The following is a 15,219-nucleotide window of genomic DNA, read 5'->3' as shown; positions in this document are numbered from 1 at the left end:
TCTCGCGGCGCATCCGCACCCGAGCTTTGTTTGTTCGTTCGCCCCCCTCAACAGAGGGCGCAGGGAAGACCGGGAGCACGCCGCCCCCATGGCCCCCGTGCGTGAAGAAATGCACGGGGTAGGAACCACAGGTTCGGCTGGGACATCCCGGCCCTCCCTGCGCGATGGCTTTACGGCTTACTCCGAGCTCTCCCCAGGGACCGGCTGATTGACCCTGTCATCAGCGCCATCGTCGGCGCGAACTTGATCTCGGCACCGGGAGATCAGGACCACACGGCTTGACCGTGCGCGTCGGACCGTTCGTCGACACGATTGCTCGCGCTGCGATCCAACACGCCCATCGCATCCCGCATCAACGCTCGTGACGACCGCGATACGCCCCTCCGATCGAGGCGGGATGCGCCCATACAATCATGATTTCTGTAAAAACGCAATATCTTTCGCCTCTGGCGACGAAATTTTTCACAGCCGCCGGCGACGGCCGCGATTGACGGCGGCGTTCGCGTTCAATGTGCGACGAGCGCCAACATGAACAGCAAGGCGGAGCCGAGCGAGGCGAATGTGCGTAGGTGATTCCAGACACTCCAATCGCGGACGTAGCTCGCCCATAGCGCGGCGCCCTGCGGACTTGCCGGGTCGACGGCCGCCAGCGCGTTGTTCAGCGGGACATTGAGCGCCAGGGTGACGACGAACATTCCCAGGACGTAGAGGATGCCGGCCGTGAGCAGCGCGAAGGAGCCCGGCTCGCCCCAGCGCACGACGGCAAAGACCGCGAGCAACGCAGCCGCGAAGGTCGTGCCCATGAAGAGCGGGATGAAGAGCGAATTGACGATGTCGAGGTTGATCGCATTCATCGCGGCGATGCCGGAGGCCGGCGGGATCCGCGACAGCGCCGCCATGACGAAGGTTGAGAAGGCGAAATAGACACCCGCCATCAAGCCGCAGCCGATCGCGGCGAACCACAGGAGGCCGGAGACAAGCAAGGAGTTCATCGCGGCGCCTCTCTAAAATACGATAAAGTCTCGCATTCCAAAATGCGATAAACTCTCTTATTATGTAGGTCAAGTCTGATCTGGAGGCGTCATGGCAGGAAGGCGGGTGGGCCGGGGTTCGACAGACGCTCACACCGGTCGAGAGGACAGGATCGCACGGCTGGCGCCGAGCCAGCAGCGCAGCCGTGCGCGATTCGAGCAGATCCTGGCCTGCGCCGTCGAGCTGATGGCCGAGAAGGGCAGCGACGCGCTCAAGATGAGCGACATCGTCGAGCGAACCGGAATCGGGTTCGGCTCGCTGTATCAGTATTTTCCGGACAAGACCGCCGTGATCGCCACGTTGGCCGAGCGCTACAATGCGATCGGTCGTGACTGCGTGCGCAAGGAGCTGACGCGCCTCGAGACCTTGGATGATCTGCAAAGCGTGCTGGGCCGCATCACCGACAGCTACTACCACTTCTTCATCGATGAACCCGTGGTGCGCGACATCTGGCATGTGACACAGGCCGACCGCGCCCTCCAGGCGCTGGACGCGGAGGATTTCACCGTTCTAACCGGCCTGCTGATCCAGGCCTTGCAGCCGTTCGCGCCGCAGCTTCGTGGGAAAACCCTCGACGAATTCTGTCAACTCATGATGGTCCTGATCGCGGCCGCCGTCCGGCACGCGGTCACGCTGCCGCCGAAGGACGGACGTCGCGCGCTCGCGCGCTTCAAGCAGCTGTTGCCCAGGACGATAGAGGGGTGACGTCGCTGCGGCAGTGACGCTTTCGGGCCCGAGGCCATCGGCACATCATTCCCACGCGAGCCGCAAGAGGCAGACGTCGCAGTAACACGCGCTTTCCTCAGGCATGGTCGTCTGGCCTGCCATTCACGCCATGGCTCCGCGCAAGGGTCATGGCCCGATCGCTGCCGTTCATGTGCCGTTCGGCTGCGCCGTTCCACTGTGCGAGCACGTCAAGCTCCCCCGTGAATGGAACCCGACGCCTCTCAGAATGTTGCTCCGCAGTTCCACTCAGCAAAGCGAGAATAAGTTGAATCGCCGTCAGTTCATTCAATCTGCGGCTGCGATCCCGGTCGTCGCATCCATGGCGCGGCCCGCATCGGCCGCAGCGCCTGCGGCGCAGCCGTTCAATGCGGCCTATGTGCGCGACCTCGCGCGCAATCTCGCGTCCAAGCCCTATGCCGCGCCCGACGACAAATTACCGGACGCGCTGGCGAAGCTCGACTACGACGCCTATCGCTCGATCCGTTTCCTGCCGGATCACGCGTTGTGGCGCGGCGACAATCTGCCGTTCCAGGCGCAGTTCTTCCACCGCGGCTCGATTTACAAGGACCGCGTCGACATCTACGAGGTCGCGGACGGCCAGGCCAAGCCTGTGGCATATCGTCCTGAGGATTTCGCGTTCGGCCAGCAGGTCCCGGCCTTTCCAGCCGCCGATCTCGGCTTTGCCGGCTTTCGCATTCACGCGCCGATGAACCGGCCGGACTATTACGACGAAGTCTGCGTGTTTCTGGGCGCCAGTTATTTCCGCGCGGTCGCCAAGGGCGAGCTCTACGGGTTGTCGGCGCGTGGGCTGTCGATCGATACCGGCGAGGCCAAGGGCGAGGAATTTCCCGTGTTCAAGGCGTTCTGGCTGGAGAAGCCGACGCAGGGCGCGACCGCGATGGTCGTGCATGCGCTGCTCGACAGCAAGAGCGCGACCGGCTCCTATCGTTTCACCATCCGCCCCGGCGAGACCACCGTGTTCGACGTCGAGGCCTCGCTCTATCCACGCGTCGAGATCGCGCATGGCGGGCTGGCGCCGATGACCAGCATGTTCTTCTTCGGACCGAACGATCGCGGCGAGGTCGACGACTTCCGGCCGGCCGTCCATGATTCCGACGGGCTCGCGATGTTCAACGGCAAGGGCGAGCAGCTCTGGCGTCCCCTGAGCAATCCGCGCGACCTCCAGGTCAGCGTGTTCAACGACCTCAATCCGCGCGGCTTCGGCCTGATGCAGCGCGAGCGCAAGTATAGCGCCTACCAGGATCTCGAATCGCATTTCGAGAAGCGGCCGAGCCTGTGGGTCGAGCCGATCGGCGATTGGGGCGAAGGCGCCGTGGTGCTGTTCGAGATTCCAACCAGGCAGGAGATTCACGACAACATCGCCGCGTTCTGGCGGCCGAAGGCGCCGCTCGCCGCCAAGGGCGAGCACAACATGACCTATCGCCTGCATTGGGGCCAGGATGCGCCGAAGCCGCATGCGCTGGCGCGCTTCACACGCACCGGAATCGGCGTTCACGGGGAAGGAAGGCTGTTCGTGCTGGAGCTCGAAGGCGACGCGCTCAAGGGGCTCGATCCGGCGCAGGTCAAGGGCGTGGTCAACGCCGACAAGGCCGAGGTGACCAACATCGTCACCCAGCCCAATCCCGAGACCGGCGGATGGCGGCTGAGCTTCCAATGCGCCGCCAAGGACGCGCCGGTCGAGCTGCGCGCCGAGCTGACCGCCGGCGACAAGCTGGTCTCCGAGAGCTGGATCTATCGATGGACGCCGTAGCCGCATCGCAGATGCGCGTGCCGCGTCACGCGCCCGGCAACGGCTTCCTTCCTGCCGAGGCGCCGCTTCAGATGGAGCCGTCGCCGCTGCATCACGTTCCCTCCGCGCATCAGGCGGTCTCAAGCGGACCAGGCGTCGCGCTACGGCGCGCGCTGATCTTTGCCGGCACCGCCGGGCTGACATTGGCCGGCTGTGTCAAGATGTACGAGGTCGTCGAGGTCGGCGGCGTGACCGTGCTGGAAGGCATGGTGCTCGTGCTGTTCTCGGTCCTGCTGGCCTGGATCGCGTTCGCCTTCGTGTCGGCGCTGGCCGGGTTCGTCGTGATGTTCGCGCGCCGGCGCGACGCCATCGCCATCGCTGTCCACGGCCCCCTGCCCGACCTTTGCAGCCGAACGGCGATGCTGCTGCCGACCTACAACGAGGATCCGCACGCGGTGATGGTGCGGCTCCGCGCCATGATCGAGTCCGTGGCCGCGACCGGCCAGGCCGATCAGTTCGACTGGTTCCTGCTCAGCGACACCACCGATCCCGACATCTGGATCGGCGAGGAGGCTGCGTTCCTGGCGCTGCGCGAGGCCTGCGGCACGGCCCGCGTGTACTATCGGCACCGCGCCGACAATGTCGCGCGCAAGGCCGGCAACATCGCCGAATGGGTGCGGCGGTTCGGCGCGGCCTACGATCACATGCTGATTCTCGATGCCGACAGCCTGATGAGCGGCGCGACGGTGGTGCGGCTCGCTTACGCGATGGAGCATGCGCCGCGGGCGGCGCTGATCCAGACGCTGCCGGTGATCGTCAACGGCGCCAGCCTGTTCGCGCGCCTGCAGCAATTCGCCGGCCGGCTGTATGGTCCGATCATCGCCGCCGGCAATGCGTGGTGGTACGGCGCCGAAGGCAATTACTGGGGCCACAACGCGATCATCCGCGTCGAAGCCTTCGCGCAGGATGCCGCCCTGCCCGAGCTGCGCGGCCGCAAGCCGTTCGGCGGCCACATCCTCAGCCACGACTTCATCGAGGCCGCGCTGATGCGGCGAGCCGGATGGGGCATCTACATGACGGTCGATCTCGACGGCAGCTACGAGGAGGTGCCGCCGTCACTGATCGACCACGCGGCGCGCGACCGCCGCTGGTGCCAGGGCAATCTGCAGCATCTCGCGGTGCTGCCGGCGCGCGGCCTGCACTGGATCTCGCGGCTGCATCTGTTGATCGGCATCGGCGCCTACATCACCGCGCCGCTGTGGTTCGTGTTCCTGGTGCTCGGCATCCTGATCTCGCTACAGGCGAACTTCGTGCGGCCGGAATACTTCCCCAAGGGCTTTGCGTTGTTTCCGAGCTGGCCGGCGCAGGATCCGGTGCTCGCCGCCCAGGTGTTTGGCGCAACGCTCGGGCTGCTCTTCATCCCGAAGCTGCTCGCCCTGCTGATCGCACTGGTCACGCGGGCGCGGCGCCGCGGCTTCGGCGGCGGCATCCGGCTGTGTCTCGCGGTGATCGTGGAGACCGTGCTGGCGGCGCTGATCGCGCCGTCGATGATGATCTTCCAGTCGGTCGCGGTGATCGAGATTCTGCTCGGACGCGATGCCGGCTGGCAGGTGCAGCGGCGTAACGACGGCGGCATCAGCCGTGCGGAGATCATGCGCAAGCTCGCGCTGCCGACCGCGTGCGGCCTCGTCATGGCCGTGAGCGCCTATGCCGTTTCGCTGCCGCTGCTCGCCTGGATGTCGCCGGTCGTCGCCGGCCTCGTGCTGTCGATCCCGATCGGATTGCTGACGGGCAGCCGCCGCCGCGGCGCCGGCCTGTTCACCACGCCGGAGGATACCTCGCCGCCACCGGTGCTGGTCCGCGCGCGGGAGCTCGCCACCACAGCTTCGCCCCACACCGGCGCCGCGCTGCTCGAACTGCAACGCCATGCCGGACTGCGCCGCCAGCATCTCGACGCGCTGCCGGCGCGGCCGCTGCGCAAGGCGGGAGATATCGACGTCGAGCTGACCACGGCAAGAGCGCGGCTCGCCGACGCGACCTCGGTCGCGCAGGCGGTCGGCTTCCTGTCCCGCCGTGAGACCATGGCCGTGCTGAACGATCGCGCCACGCTCGAGCAGCTCGCCGAGCTGCCCGAGGCGTGAGGCGGGACCGGCTTACTTGGTGAGATGTGCGGAGGCGATCGCCTGCTGGAACAGCGCGGTCAGGGCGGCGCCGATGCTACCGCTGGAGTCGACCTCGTAGTAGTAGCCCGGGCTGGCGCAGGACTTCATCACGGTGCCGATGTCGTTGCGCCACGGCGCGATATAGGTCGTGTACCAGCTATTGTTGGTGATCGCGAGATAGGTGGTGTAGAGCACCGCGATCTTGATGCCGCGCGCCTTCAGCGCGGTGCAGGTCGCGGTGTTCAGCGGCTCCTGGCAGCGTCCGCCGGAGACCGTCGTCTTGCTGCAGGTGGTCGGATAGTTGTAGTCGGCGACGCCGTCGGAGACGAAGAACAGCCACTTCTGCGGGCTGGTGGACGAGCCGTCGCCCTGCGCCGGGATGACGCCGCTGATGGCCGACATCGCGCCGTCGAAATCGGTGCACTGGTCGTTGTTGTAGCCGCTATAGGGAATGGTCATCAGGTCGAGCGAGCCGACCGACGACTTCACCGACGACATGCTCGACGACAGGCTGGCGACCGTCGTCAATCCCAGCGAGCCGCAGTCGCTGCCCAGGCTGTAGACCGCCATGCGGTACTGGTTGCTGACGACCTGGCTGGCGGTGGCGGTGTCCGTCAGCGATTGGGTCGCCGAGCGCACCACGTCGATCCGCATCGTCACGCCCTTGTTCTTGGCGATCTGGTAGTAGCTGTTGGTCTGCAGCGTCTTCTTCGTGCTCGACGTGTAGACGTCGTGGCAGGCGAAGGCGCATTTGTCCGACGTCGCGTTCTGCAGCTTGGTCATGTCGGCGGTCGTCGCGCCGAGGCCCTGCGACGGCGAATTGTCGACCAGCACGTAGAAGTCCATATAGGTCGGGAACGACGCGGAGGCCGAGGACGAGGCCGAGACGGTCATGGTCGGGAAGCCGAACATGTACATGAAGGCCGTCTTGACCACGACGCTGCCGGTCCCGGTCACCGTCCGGGCGCTCACGCTGTCGGTCACCGTGATGTTCAGCGAATCGGACTTCAGATTGTGGGCCGCCATCTGGCCGTTGAACATGTTGGTCGCCGCGGTCTTGGCGTCGGCCGTGGTTCCACGCATCGCGGTGTAGCCGGTTGCCGCCAGCATCGCGGCGTCGATCGAAGCCGACAGCTTCGCCTTGGCGCGCACCGCCATCGAATAGTCGATGGCCGAGCCGACGAAGGTGAGGATCGGCAGCAGAGCGAGCGCGAAGATGATCGCGATATTGCCATTCCGGTCGCGGCTGAAGCGCGACAGAAGCCTGAGGTATCGGTATCCGGGCCGCACGGCCGCAACTCCAACAAACGGTGATGTCGGCGGCGATGTTGCGGATCAACCGTTGCTTTGAAATTTATTGAATTGCCGAATCTCCGTTACGTTTCGTTTCCGAATGTCGTAAGCCGGCTTGGAGCGGTGCCTTCGCACCAGCAGGCGCGGCATGACTGCCATGCGCGAGGGCGGTGGGCCGGCGGTCCCGCGGCAGGTGTCCGGCCTTCGCTCCGTGCGCCCGCCGCCCAGGCCGTGCCTGCCCCTCCCATGGTACCCCGATTGCAATGCGGCCGCGCCGATTGCATAGTCCGCGCGCTTTGCAGCGCGGGGGCGCGCTGATTCTCTGGGGTTTGAGGACGACGATGGCGGATGCCGATCTTGATGCCGTGATCCGGCAACTGGCCAAGCAGCAGAACAAGAGCCTTCTGGCAGCGGCAAAGAAACGGAAGGACCGCTTCAACGGCTTGGCCATGAAGGCCAAGGACAAGGACGCCAAGGAGCGCTTCAAGCTGCTCGCCCGCGAGGTGGTCGAGCAGGCCAGCGCCGCGGCGCGCCGGCTCCTGATCTCCGCCGACAACGTCGCCGACAGCTACGCCCGGGCGATGCGCCAGGCGGCGGCCGCCGAGCTGCCGAAGAAGGCAGAGGTCAAGAAGGCCGAGCAGAAGAAGGACGAGATCGCGCCGGCGAAGTCGAAGGCGGACAGCAAACCGGCGAAGAAGTCCGCAAAGTCCAAGAAGGCCGCCTGACCGCCGCCGCCTCCATCGTTGTTGCCTAGCGAAAGCCTGCGGAATCCTCTGGCGCGCATCTGCGCCGGCGGACAGCCTGACGTTGACTCAGATCAATGCGCGCATGCGAGCGCGGGCCTTCCCTTCCCATCCATAGAGCTGGCATCGGCTCCGGGACGCATCGCGCGCCCGCCGACATGGAACCGAAGCCGCCGCATCAGCGAGGGAGGTCACCCATGGCGCGTTTCCAGTCGCTCGTCCTGCTCGGCTCCATCATCCTCGTCTCCTGCGTTGCCTCGGCCGCACGCGCCGAGGTTCTCGCGCACTATGAATGCAGCATCATCGGCCCGTCGCTGCCCGAGCCGATCGGCGATCGTCCCGGACACGCGCTCGCCACCGTGCAGTTCTCCTGCTTTGCCGTCGACGGCGCCATGAAGGGCGCGGTCTACACCGCGGTCAACGTCGCCGAATGGGACGGTCCGAAAGGGACCTATCAGTTCGCCGGCGGCGTTCACCGCATCACGGGCGGCTTTGCTGTCACACAGATGAGTGAAGGCAGCGCGACCGTCGTGCTCAACGACGGTCAGCCGGCGGGCACGGCGGGCTCCGGCAAGGCGGTGATCAAATATGCCGCGGGCACGCTGGCGCAGCTGAACGGCAGGACCGTCGCCTTCACGACGAAGACCACCAGCCTCGGCCGCTTCAGCCTCGATTTCACCGACTGAACGCGGTGCATGCGCGCGGCGCAAAAACGCCGCGCCGCTAGCAACCATCCAGCGCTTGCCGACTTTCCCCCGGGACATTCTCCGGAGGATTGCATGAAGGCGCTGGTCTGGCATGGCAAAGAGGACATCCGCTGCGACACGGTCAGCGATCCCGAGATCGAGGACGCGCGAGACGCCATCATCAAGGTGACGAGCTGCGCGATCTGCGGCTCCGACCTGCACCTGTTCCACAACTACATCCCCGCGATGATGCCCGGCGACATCATGGGCCACGAGACCATGGGCGAGGTCGTCGAGGTCGGTTCCGGCGTCAACGGCAAGCTGAAGAAAGGCGACCGCATCGTCGTGCCCTTCACCATCATCTGCGGCGAGTGCGAGCAGTGCAGGCGCGGCAATTTCTCGGTGTGCGAGACCACCAACCGCAACAAGCACATGGCGGAGAAGGTGTTCGGCCACACCACCGCCGGCCTGTTCGGCTACACGCATCTCACCGGCGGCTATCCCGGCGGCCAGGCGGAATATCTGCGCGTGCCGTTCGCCGATGCCACGCACATCAAGGTGCCGGACAGCATGACGGACGAGCAGGCGCTGTTCCTCAGCGACATCTTCCCGACCGGCTGGCAAGGGGCGGCGCAATGCGACATCGAGCCAGACGATACGGTCGCGGTGTGGGGCTGCGGCCCGGTCGGCCAGATGGCGATCCGCAGCGCCATCTTGCTCGGCGCCAAACAAGTGATCGCGATCGACCGCATTCCGGAGCGGCTGGCGATGGCCGAGGCCGGCGGCGCCATCACGATCAATTTCGACAAGGAGAGCGTGGTCGGCCGGCTGAACGAGCTGACCGACAACAAGGGCCCGGAGAAATGCATCGACTGCGTCGGCTTCGAGAGCCATGTCAGCATGGCGCAGCCGGACAGCGTGCTCGACCGCGCCAAGCAGATGTTCATGCTGGAGAACGACCGGCCGCACGTGCTGCGCGAGATCATCTATGTCTGCCGGCCCGGGGGCATCGTCTCGATCCCCGGCGTCTACTCCGGCCTTTCGGACATGGTGCCGATGGGCGCGCTGATGAACAAGGGTCTGACGATCAAGACCGGCCAGACCCACGTCAACCGCTGGACCGATGACCTCACGCGGCGGATCGAGGACGGCCAGATCGATCCGTCCTTCGTCATTACCCACACCGTGCCGCTGGCGCAGGGACCTGAGATGTATCGCGCGTTCCGCGACAAGCAGGACAGCTGCGTCAAGGTCGTGTTGAAGCCATAAGGGATCGCATCGCATGTTCCACTTTTCAAATCTCGTCAGGTCCAAGGGCGATCCGAAGATCATCTCGACCGGCCCGAGCTCGCTCACCTCAGCGGATCGTCTGGCCCGCGGCCTCGGCTGGTTCTCCATCGCAGTCGGCACGCTCGAACTGCTGGCGCCGCACCGGGTCACCAACGCCCTCGGCATGCAGGGGCGCGAAGGCCTCGTGCGCGCCTACGGACTGCGCGAGCTGTTCGCCGGCGTCATGACGTTGTCGGTGGAGAAGCGGGCCGGCCTGATGAGCCGCGTCGCGGGCGACGGGCTCGACATGGTGACCTTGGCGAGCGAACTCAGGCCGAGCAATCCGCGCGCGGGCACCGTGCTGGCGGCGATGGTGATGGTCGGCGGCCTCACCGCGCTGGACTACATGTGCGCGCAGGACTTGAAGGCGCAGCATGATCCCAGGCGCGGCCGCAAGCGGCTGTACACCGACCGCAGCGGCTATCCGAAGGGCATTGCTGCCGCGAGGAAGGCCGCCTTGCCACGGCCGGCGCAGAGCACGGCCGCGAGCTAGAGTACGCCCGAGCCAGACTGCGGCTCAAGGCTTCAGCGCGAGCGTGAACAGGCGGAAGCCCGCGATTTTCGGAAAGGCTTCCGCCGCCTCGGGCGACGCCAGCGCCACGACGGCTGCGTTCACCTCGCCGTTGCTGAGCCGGGTGATCGCCGTCGCCTGCCCCTCGAGCAGCAGCACCTCGGCGGCGCCGGCGGCATTGATGGCCGCGGTGATCTTGGCGTTCGACTTGGCATAGCGCTCATCGATCGCGATCACCTTGCCGGCCAGATCGCTCACGGCGTTCACCATGGGACGCGCGAGCAGCACGGCGACCAGACGCGTGTCGGCGGGAACCTCGGGCACGCGCAGCGCCGTCATCCGCTCGGCCAATTCGGCCGCCACCTTCACCGCTGCGAGGGTCACCTCGCTCTGGATCTTGGCTGGGCTCGACGGATTCGCGGTCACGGGCGATGGGATCTTGACGACGGGAGCGGACGCGCCGTCGGCGGGCGGGAGCGGCTCCGGCCGCTTGTCTCTCGGCTTCTGTACGGGCGTCGCAACAACGACCTTCGCCGGCGTTTGCTTTTGAGCGGCCCGGGCGTGCTTGCGCTGGTGAGCCGCCCGGCGCGCGACGGCTGCTTTCCGCGTGACCTTCGCGGCGGCTTCCGGCAGCTTCGGCTGATCGACCGGCGGCACTTGCACGCAGGCTCTTCCGCTCTCGTCCACGCAAGGCAACGTTGCCTGCGGCGGTGGCTGATGGCTGCATCCGGCCAGTGCCAAGGTTGAAACGACGGCCAACGCGCCGAGACAAAGCGCTCTCACTTCCCCGCTCCTGACGACATCCCCTCGCGCAAACCGCGCGTCTTCGTTGGCCTCCTATTTCTCCTATGATGCGTTAAACCCAGCCTTAAACGACGCGGCTCGGTCCGCTCTCCGCACAAAGTGGTTAATGTCGCGCGCACAGGTCGGCCATTGCTGCCATCGCGCGAGTGTCATCAGGTGGGGCTTCGACCCAGGCCGCCCGCAGCGGGCTTTGCGCGCGCAAGTCGCCCCCTCCCACAAATTCCATTGATCGGATCACCGCCGGCCGCCATGTTGGGCCGCCTGCCGGGTGGCGGCGGAACGAACCGCCTCGCCCGCTGTTTTTCGAACTTGCGAAGGATGCTCCATGGCCAAGACAGACCCCGCTGCCGGAAAGCCGATCGCCAACGCCGCGCTCGCCAACATTCCGCGGCTGATCACGGCCTATTATGCCCTCAAGCCCGATCCGCACGAGCCGACCCAGCGCGTCGCCTTCGGCACCTCGGGCCACCGCGGCTCGTCGCTGAAGACCGGCTTCAACGAGAACCACATCCTCGCCACCACGCAGGCGCTCTGCGACTACCGCCGCCAGCAGGGCCTCGACGGCCCGCTGTTCATCGGCATCGACACCCATGCACTCGCCGAGCCGGCGCTCGCCAGCGCGCTGGAGGTGTTCGGCGCCAATGGCGTGGACGTGATGGTCGACAAGGACGGCGGCTATACGCCGACGCCGGTGATCTCGCACGCCATCATCTCCTACAACAAGGGACGCACGGCGCATCTTGCCGACGGCGTCGTCATCACGCCGTCACATAACCCGCCGGAGGACGGCGGCTACAAATACAATCCCCCGCATGGCGGCCCGGCGGACACCGACGCCACTGCCGAGATCGAACGGCAGGCCAATGTCTATCTCGCCAACGACCTCGATGGCGTCTCGCGCATCAGCTACAAGCAGGCCAAGCAGCGCGGCTCCGTGCATGCGCACGACTACATCACGCCCTATGTCGCCGATCTCGCCAACACCGTCGATCTCGACGCCATCAAATCCGCCGGCATCAAGATCGGCATCGATCCGCTCGGCGGCGCGGCGATCGCCTATTGGGCGCCGATCATCGAGCGCTACGGGCTGAACGCCACGATCGTCAACGACCTCGTGGATCCGACCTTCCGCTTCATGACCGCGGACTGGGACGGCAAGATCCGCATGGACTGCTCGTCGCCCTATGCGATGGCGAGCCTGATCGGCATGCGCGAGCGCTTCGACGTCGCCTTTGCCAACGACACAGACGCCGATCGCCACGGCATCGTGACCCGCTCGGGCGGACTGATGAACCCGAACCATTATCTGGCGACCGCGATCTCCTATCTGTTTGCGCATCGGCCCGACTGGCGCGGCGATGCCGCAATCGGCAAGACCATCGTTTCGAGCTCGCTGATCGACCGCGTCGCGCAGAAGCTCGGCCGCAAGCTGGTGGAGACGCCGGTCGGCTTCAAATGGTTCGTCGAAGGCCTCGGCTCCGGCAGCTTCGGCTTCGCCGGCGAGGAGAGCGCCGGCGCCTCGTTCCTGAAGCGCGACGGCACGGTGTGGACCACCGACAAGGACGGCCTGATCCTCGGCCTGCTCGCCGCCGAGATCATGGCCAAGCGCGGCCGCGATCCGAGCGAGCTCTACGAGGAGCTGACCTCGGAGCTCGGTGCGCCGGTCTATGAGCGCATCGACGTGCCGGCGAGCCCGCCGCAGAAGGCGGCGTTGAAAGCGCTGAAACCCGAAAAACTGAACCTCAAGGAGCTGGCCGGCGATCCCGTCCGCGTCGTCCACACCAAGGCGCCCGGCAACGGCCAGTCGTTCGGGGGCATCAAGGTCGAGACCGAGTACGGCTGGTTCGCCGCGCGTCCCTCCGGCACCGAGGACGTCAACAAGCTCTATGCCGAGAGCTTCCGGGATGCGGAACATCTGAAGCGCATCCAGAGCGAGGCGCAGGCGGCGCTGGCGAAGGTCGCGTAGCTTCGCGAACGAACGCATATCGACGAACAAGCCCGCAACGCAAACGCCTTGCGGGCTTTCGTTTTGCCCGAGTCGAGTCTCGGCACGCGCGCCTCACGCAGGCGCCGCAGCTGGGCGTCATTCGCAACGCCCGGCCCTCACGTGAGCCGCATCACATGCGCTCGCTGAACTTCGAGCCATGCTGCGCCCACCACCACGATCGACACCGACATCAAGATCAAGACGGGATCATCCCATGACCACACGCATCTGCTCGATCGCTCTGGCCGTTCTGCTCGGCCTCGCCGCCGGCACCGCAAGCCTCACCTCGGCCGACGCCGCCCAGAAGGTCGTGACCGGCCGGGAGTCCGCGACCGACATCCCCGACCGCCAGAGCGCCAAATCGCCCGTCGTCAAGACGACGGTGTCCCAGAGGCCGCCCTGCACCGGCGCGGTTCGCAGGCGTCCCTGCCGCAACTGACGGCTCGCGTTCGAGCAGATCAGTCCCTCCCACTCAGGACCTCAGCCCATCATGACCAGATCCATCTCCGCGGTCACAGCCGCCCTGCTCGCCATCGCAGTGACCTTCGCTGCCGCACCGACCCCGGCCGAGGCGGGACGTTTCGTCACCGGACAAGGCGACATCAGCAACAAGCCAGTGACTTCCGTCAGGCTGCCCCCTCGCGTCAATCCAGACCTCACCAAGGAGCGCGTGTGTCGCGACAGATACGGCAGACGGGTGACGTGCCGCTGATCCGACAAGCGCGCCCATAGGCCAATCAAGGCATGATCCGCCGCCGCGCCCACGACACCTGCCCATGGCCGTTTCCCTTTTCCCCCGGTTCGGATATCGATGGAGGCACAAGGGATTAGACAGCCATCGGTGAGACCGGATGCGAAGCTCTTCGACTGCCTTGCGCGTGACCTTCAGCGCGCTCGCAACCTCCTTCATGCTGGCTGCGAGCGCGTCGGCGCAGATGGCGCCGGAGGCGGCAGCGCCGCGGCCGAAGCCGGCGCCCTCGATGCGCGCCGCGGCCTGCCATAACGGCCAAAGCTTCGATCGCTTCCTCGCCGAGCTGAAGCAGCGCGCCATGGCCGACGGCGTATCGCAGCGCGCGATCGCCGCCGCATCGCCCTACCTCACCTACGACCAGGGCATCGTCAACCGCGACCGCGGCCAGCGCGTGTTCGGCCAGTTGTTCACCGAGTTCGCCGGCCGCATGGCGGCGGTCTACCGGATGCAGAATGGCCAGCAGCACATCAGGATGCATGCGGCGGCGTTCGCGCGCGCCGAGAAGGAGTATGGCGTGCCGCCGGCGGTCATCGCCGCGTTCTGGGGGCTGGAGAGCGATTTCGGCGCCAACATGGGCAATCTGCCGGTGCTGCCGTCGCTGGTGTCGCTGGCCTATGACTGCCGCCGCAGCGAGCGCTTCCAGAACGAGACCATCGCCGCGCTGAAGGTGATCGACCGCGGCGATCTCACGCCGACCGAGATGATCGGCTCCTGGGCCGGCGAGCTCGGCCAGACCCAGTTCCTGCCGACGCATTATGTGACCTACGCCGTGGACTATGATGGCGACGGCCGGCGCGACCTCTTGCGCAGCCCCGCCGACGTCATCGGCTCGACGGCGAACTACATCGCCACGGGGCTGAAATGGCGTCGCGGCGAACCGTGGCTGGAGGAGATCCGCGTGCCCTCGAGCTTCCCCTGGGAGCAGGCCGATCTGACCGTCAAGGCGGCGCGCAGCAAATGGGCCGGTCTCGGCGTCACCTATGCCGACGGGCGGCCGCTGCCAAACGATGCGCTGGAAGCCTCGGTGCTGCTGCCGATGGGCCGCAACGGCCCGGCGTTCCTGGCCTACGCCAATTTTGCCGCCTACACCGAGTGGAACAATTCGCTGATCTATTCGACCACCGCCGCCTACCTCGCCACCCGCATCGCCGGCGCCGCCCCGATGCGCAAGCCCACCGCTCCCGTCGCCCAGCTGCCGTTCAACGAGATCAAGGAACTGCAGCAGCTCCTGGTGAAGGCCGGCTTCGACGTCGGCAAGGTCGACGGCGTGCTGGGACAGCAGAGCCGGATCGCGGTCAAGACCATGCAGCAGCGGCTGGGGCTGCCGGCGGATTCCTGGCCGACGGCGGAGCTGCTGGCACGAATGCGCGGCGGCACGCCGCGGGCGCAAGCCGCGCCGGCTCCTGCCACGGCGTCGCGCTGATCATCAACGTCGAAGGATAAGG

Annotated in this window: 14 protein-coding genes; 11 read left to right on the top strand and 3 right to left on the bottom strand. The window is 66.3% G+C overall.

Annotated features, from left to right (window positions below; translation table 11 throughout):
• Positions 1–506 precede the first annotated feature (506 nt).
• Complete coding sequence (locus tag ACQR0Z_RS13620) at positions 507–992, bottom strand: DUF1772 domain-containing protein (protein WP_434918950.1); 486 nt, start codon at positions 990–992, stop codon at positions 507–509.
• 91 nt (positions 993–1,083) lie between these two features.
• On the opposite strand from ACQR0Z_RS13620, the gene ACQR0Z_RS13615 reads away from it, so the two are divergent.
• The 3 genes from ACQR0Z_RS13615 to mdoH all read left to right on the top strand — a co-directional run bounded on the left by ACQR0Z_RS13615 (position 1,084) and on the right by mdoH (position 5,649).
• Positions 1,084–1,737 carry a TetR family transcriptional regulator gene (locus ACQR0Z_RS13615; protein WP_434857108.1) on the top strand — a complete coding sequence of 218 codons (654 nt, stop codon included), beginning with the start codon at positions 1,084–1,086 and terminating at the stop codon, positions 1,735–1,737.
• Positions 1,738–2,077: 340 nt separating this feature from the next.
• Positions 2,078–3,529 (top strand): glucan biosynthesis protein G, encoded by a 1,452-nt coding sequence (locus ACQR0Z_RS13610; protein ID WP_434919311.1) that lies wholly within the window; start codon positions 2,078–2,080, stop codon positions 3,527–3,529.
• Complete coding sequence (mdoH, locus tag ACQR0Z_RS13605; protein ID WP_434918949.1) at positions 3,517–5,649, top strand: glucans biosynthesis glucosyltransferase MdoH; 2,133 nt, start codon at positions 3,517–3,519, stop codon at positions 5,647–5,649. Before ACQR0Z_RS13610 ends, mdoH begins: the two co-directional genes overlap by 13 nt.
• 12 nt (positions 5,650–5,661) lie before the next feature.
• Here the strand turns inward: mdoH and ACQR0Z_RS13600 are convergent, their stop codons facing one another.
• Entirely contained in the window at positions 5,662–6,960 is a 1,299-nt protein-coding gene (locus ACQR0Z_RS13600) for a TadE/TadG family type IV pilus assembly protein (protein WP_434857110.1), read from the bottom strand.
• Positions 6,961–7,304: 344 nt separating this feature from the next.
• On the opposite strand from ACQR0Z_RS13600, the gene ACQR0Z_RS13595 reads away from it, so the two are divergent.
• From ACQR0Z_RS13595 to ACQR0Z_RS13580, 4 genes are all read left to right on the top strand, one after another.
• Complete coding sequence (locus tag ACQR0Z_RS13595) at positions 7,305–7,688, top strand: hypothetical protein (protein ID WP_434918948.1); 384 nt, start codon at positions 7,305–7,307, stop codon at positions 7,686–7,688.
• Between the two features lie 215 nt (positions 7,689–7,903).
• Positions 7,904–8,392: a hypothetical protein gene (locus tag ACQR0Z_RS13590; protein ID WP_434918947.1), complete on the top strand. Its 489-nt coding sequence runs from the start codon at positions 7,904–7,906 to the stop codon at positions 8,390–8,392.
• 93 nt (positions 8,393–8,485) lie between these two features.
• Positions 8,486–9,661 (top strand): zinc-dependent alcohol dehydrogenase, encoded by a 1,176-nt coding sequence (locus ACQR0Z_RS13585; RefSeq protein ID WP_434918946.1) that lies wholly within the window; start codon positions 8,486–8,488, stop codon positions 9,659–9,661.
• A 13-nt stretch (positions 9,662–9,674) separates the two neighbouring features.
• The gene (locus tag ACQR0Z_RS13580; protein ID WP_434918945.1) at positions 9,675–10,214 is read left to right on the top strand and encodes a hypothetical protein; all 540 of its coding nucleotides are present in this window, start codon (positions 9,675–9,677) and stop codon (positions 10,212–10,214) included.
• A gap of 24 nt (positions 10,215–10,238) precedes the next feature.
• On the opposite strand, the gene ACQR0Z_RS13575 is transcribed toward ACQR0Z_RS13580, so the two are convergent.
• Positions 10,239–10,895 carry a hypothetical protein gene (locus ACQR0Z_RS13575; protein WP_434918944.1) on the bottom strand — a complete coding sequence of 219 codons (657 nt, stop codon included), beginning with the start codon at positions 10,893–10,895 and terminating at the stop codon, positions 10,239–10,241.
• A gap of 466 nt (positions 10,896–11,361) precedes the next feature.
• On the opposite strand from ACQR0Z_RS13575, the gene pgm reads away from it, so the two are divergent.
• The 4 genes from pgm (at position 11,362) to ACQR0Z_RS13555 (ending at position 15,197) form a co-directional block, all read left to right on the top strand.
• Positions 11,362–13,002 (top strand): phosphoglucomutase (alpha-D-glucose-1,6-bisphosphate-dependent), encoded by a 1,641-nt coding sequence (gene pgm / locus ACQR0Z_RS13570; RefSeq protein WP_434918943.1) that lies wholly within the window; start codon positions 11,362–11,364, stop codon positions 13,000–13,002.
• Between the two features lie 235 nt (positions 13,003–13,237).
• Positions 13,238–13,462 (top strand): hypothetical protein, encoded by a 225-nt coding sequence (locus ACQR0Z_RS13565; RefSeq protein ID WP_434918942.1) that lies wholly within the window; start codon positions 13,238–13,240, stop codon positions 13,460–13,462.
• 51 nt (positions 13,463–13,513) lie between these two features.
• Positions 13,514–13,735, top strand: coding sequence for a hypothetical protein (locus ACQR0Z_RS13560; RefSeq protein ID WP_434918941.1), 222 nt, complete (start codon positions 13,514–13,516; stop codon positions 13,733–13,735).
• A gap of 223 nt (positions 13,736–13,958) precedes the next feature.
• Positions 13,959–15,197, top strand: a complete 1,239-nt coding sequence (locus tag ACQR0Z_RS13555; protein WP_434919310.1) for a lytic murein transglycosylase — start codon at positions 13,959–13,961, stop codon at positions 15,195–15,197.
• Positions 15,198–15,219: the final 22 nt, after the last annotated feature.

Origin of the sequence: Bradyrhizobium sp. HKCCYLS3077, assembly GCF_051167555.1 — a bacterium.
GTDB lineage: Bacteria > Pseudomonadota > Alphaproteobacteria > Rhizobiales > Xanthobacteraceae > Bradyrhizobium.
The sequence above is the reverse complement of the archived record's forward strand: the minus strand, read 5'-3'. Positions and strand labels throughout refer to the sequence as shown.

Coding starts and splice junctions, on each gene's coding strand:
- ACQR0Z_RS13620 (WP_434918950.1), bottom strand. CDS start 992: ATGAACTCCTTGCTTGTCTCCGGCCTCCTGTGGTTCGCCGCGATCGGC.
- ACQR0Z_RS13615 (WP_434857108.1), top strand. CDS start 1,084: ATGGCAGGAAGGCGGGTGGGCCGGGGTTCGACAGACGCTCACACCGGT.
- ACQR0Z_RS13610 (WP_434919311.1), top strand. CDS start 2,078: ATGGCGCGGCCCGCATCGGCCGCAGCGCCTGCGGCGCAGCCGTTCAAT.
- mdoH (WP_434918949.1), top strand. CDS start 3,517: ATGGACGCCGTAGCCGCATCGCAGATGCGCGTGCCGCGTCACGCGCCC.
- ACQR0Z_RS13595 (WP_434918948.1), top strand. CDS start 7,305: ATGGCGGATGCCGATCTTGATGCCGTGATCCGGCAACTGGCCAAGCAG.
- ACQR0Z_RS13590 (WP_434918947.1), top strand. CDS start 7,904: ATGGCGCGTTTCCAGTCGCTCGTCCTGCTCGGCTCCATCATCCTCGTC.
- ACQR0Z_RS13585 (WP_434918946.1), top strand. CDS start 8,486: ATGAAGGCGCTGGTCTGGCATGGCAAAGAGGACATCCGCTGCGACACG.
- ACQR0Z_RS13580 (WP_434918945.1), top strand. CDS start 9,675: ATGTTCCACTTTTCAAATCTCGTCAGGTCCAAGGGCGATCCGAAGATC.
- pgm (WP_434918943.1), top strand. CDS start 11,362: ATGGCCAAGACAGACCCCGCTGCCGGAAAGCCGATCGCCAACGCCGCG.
- ACQR0Z_RS13565 (WP_434918942.1), top strand. CDS start 13,238: ATGACCACACGCATCTGCTCGATCGCTCTGGCCGTTCTGCTCGGCCTC.
- ACQR0Z_RS13560 (WP_434918941.1), top strand. CDS start 13,514: ATGACCAGATCCATCTCCGCGGTCACAGCCGCCCTGCTCGCCATCGCA.
- ACQR0Z_RS13555 (WP_434919310.1), top strand. CDS start 13,959: ATGGCGCCGGAGGCGGCAGCGCCGCGGCCGAAGCCGGCGCCCTCGATG.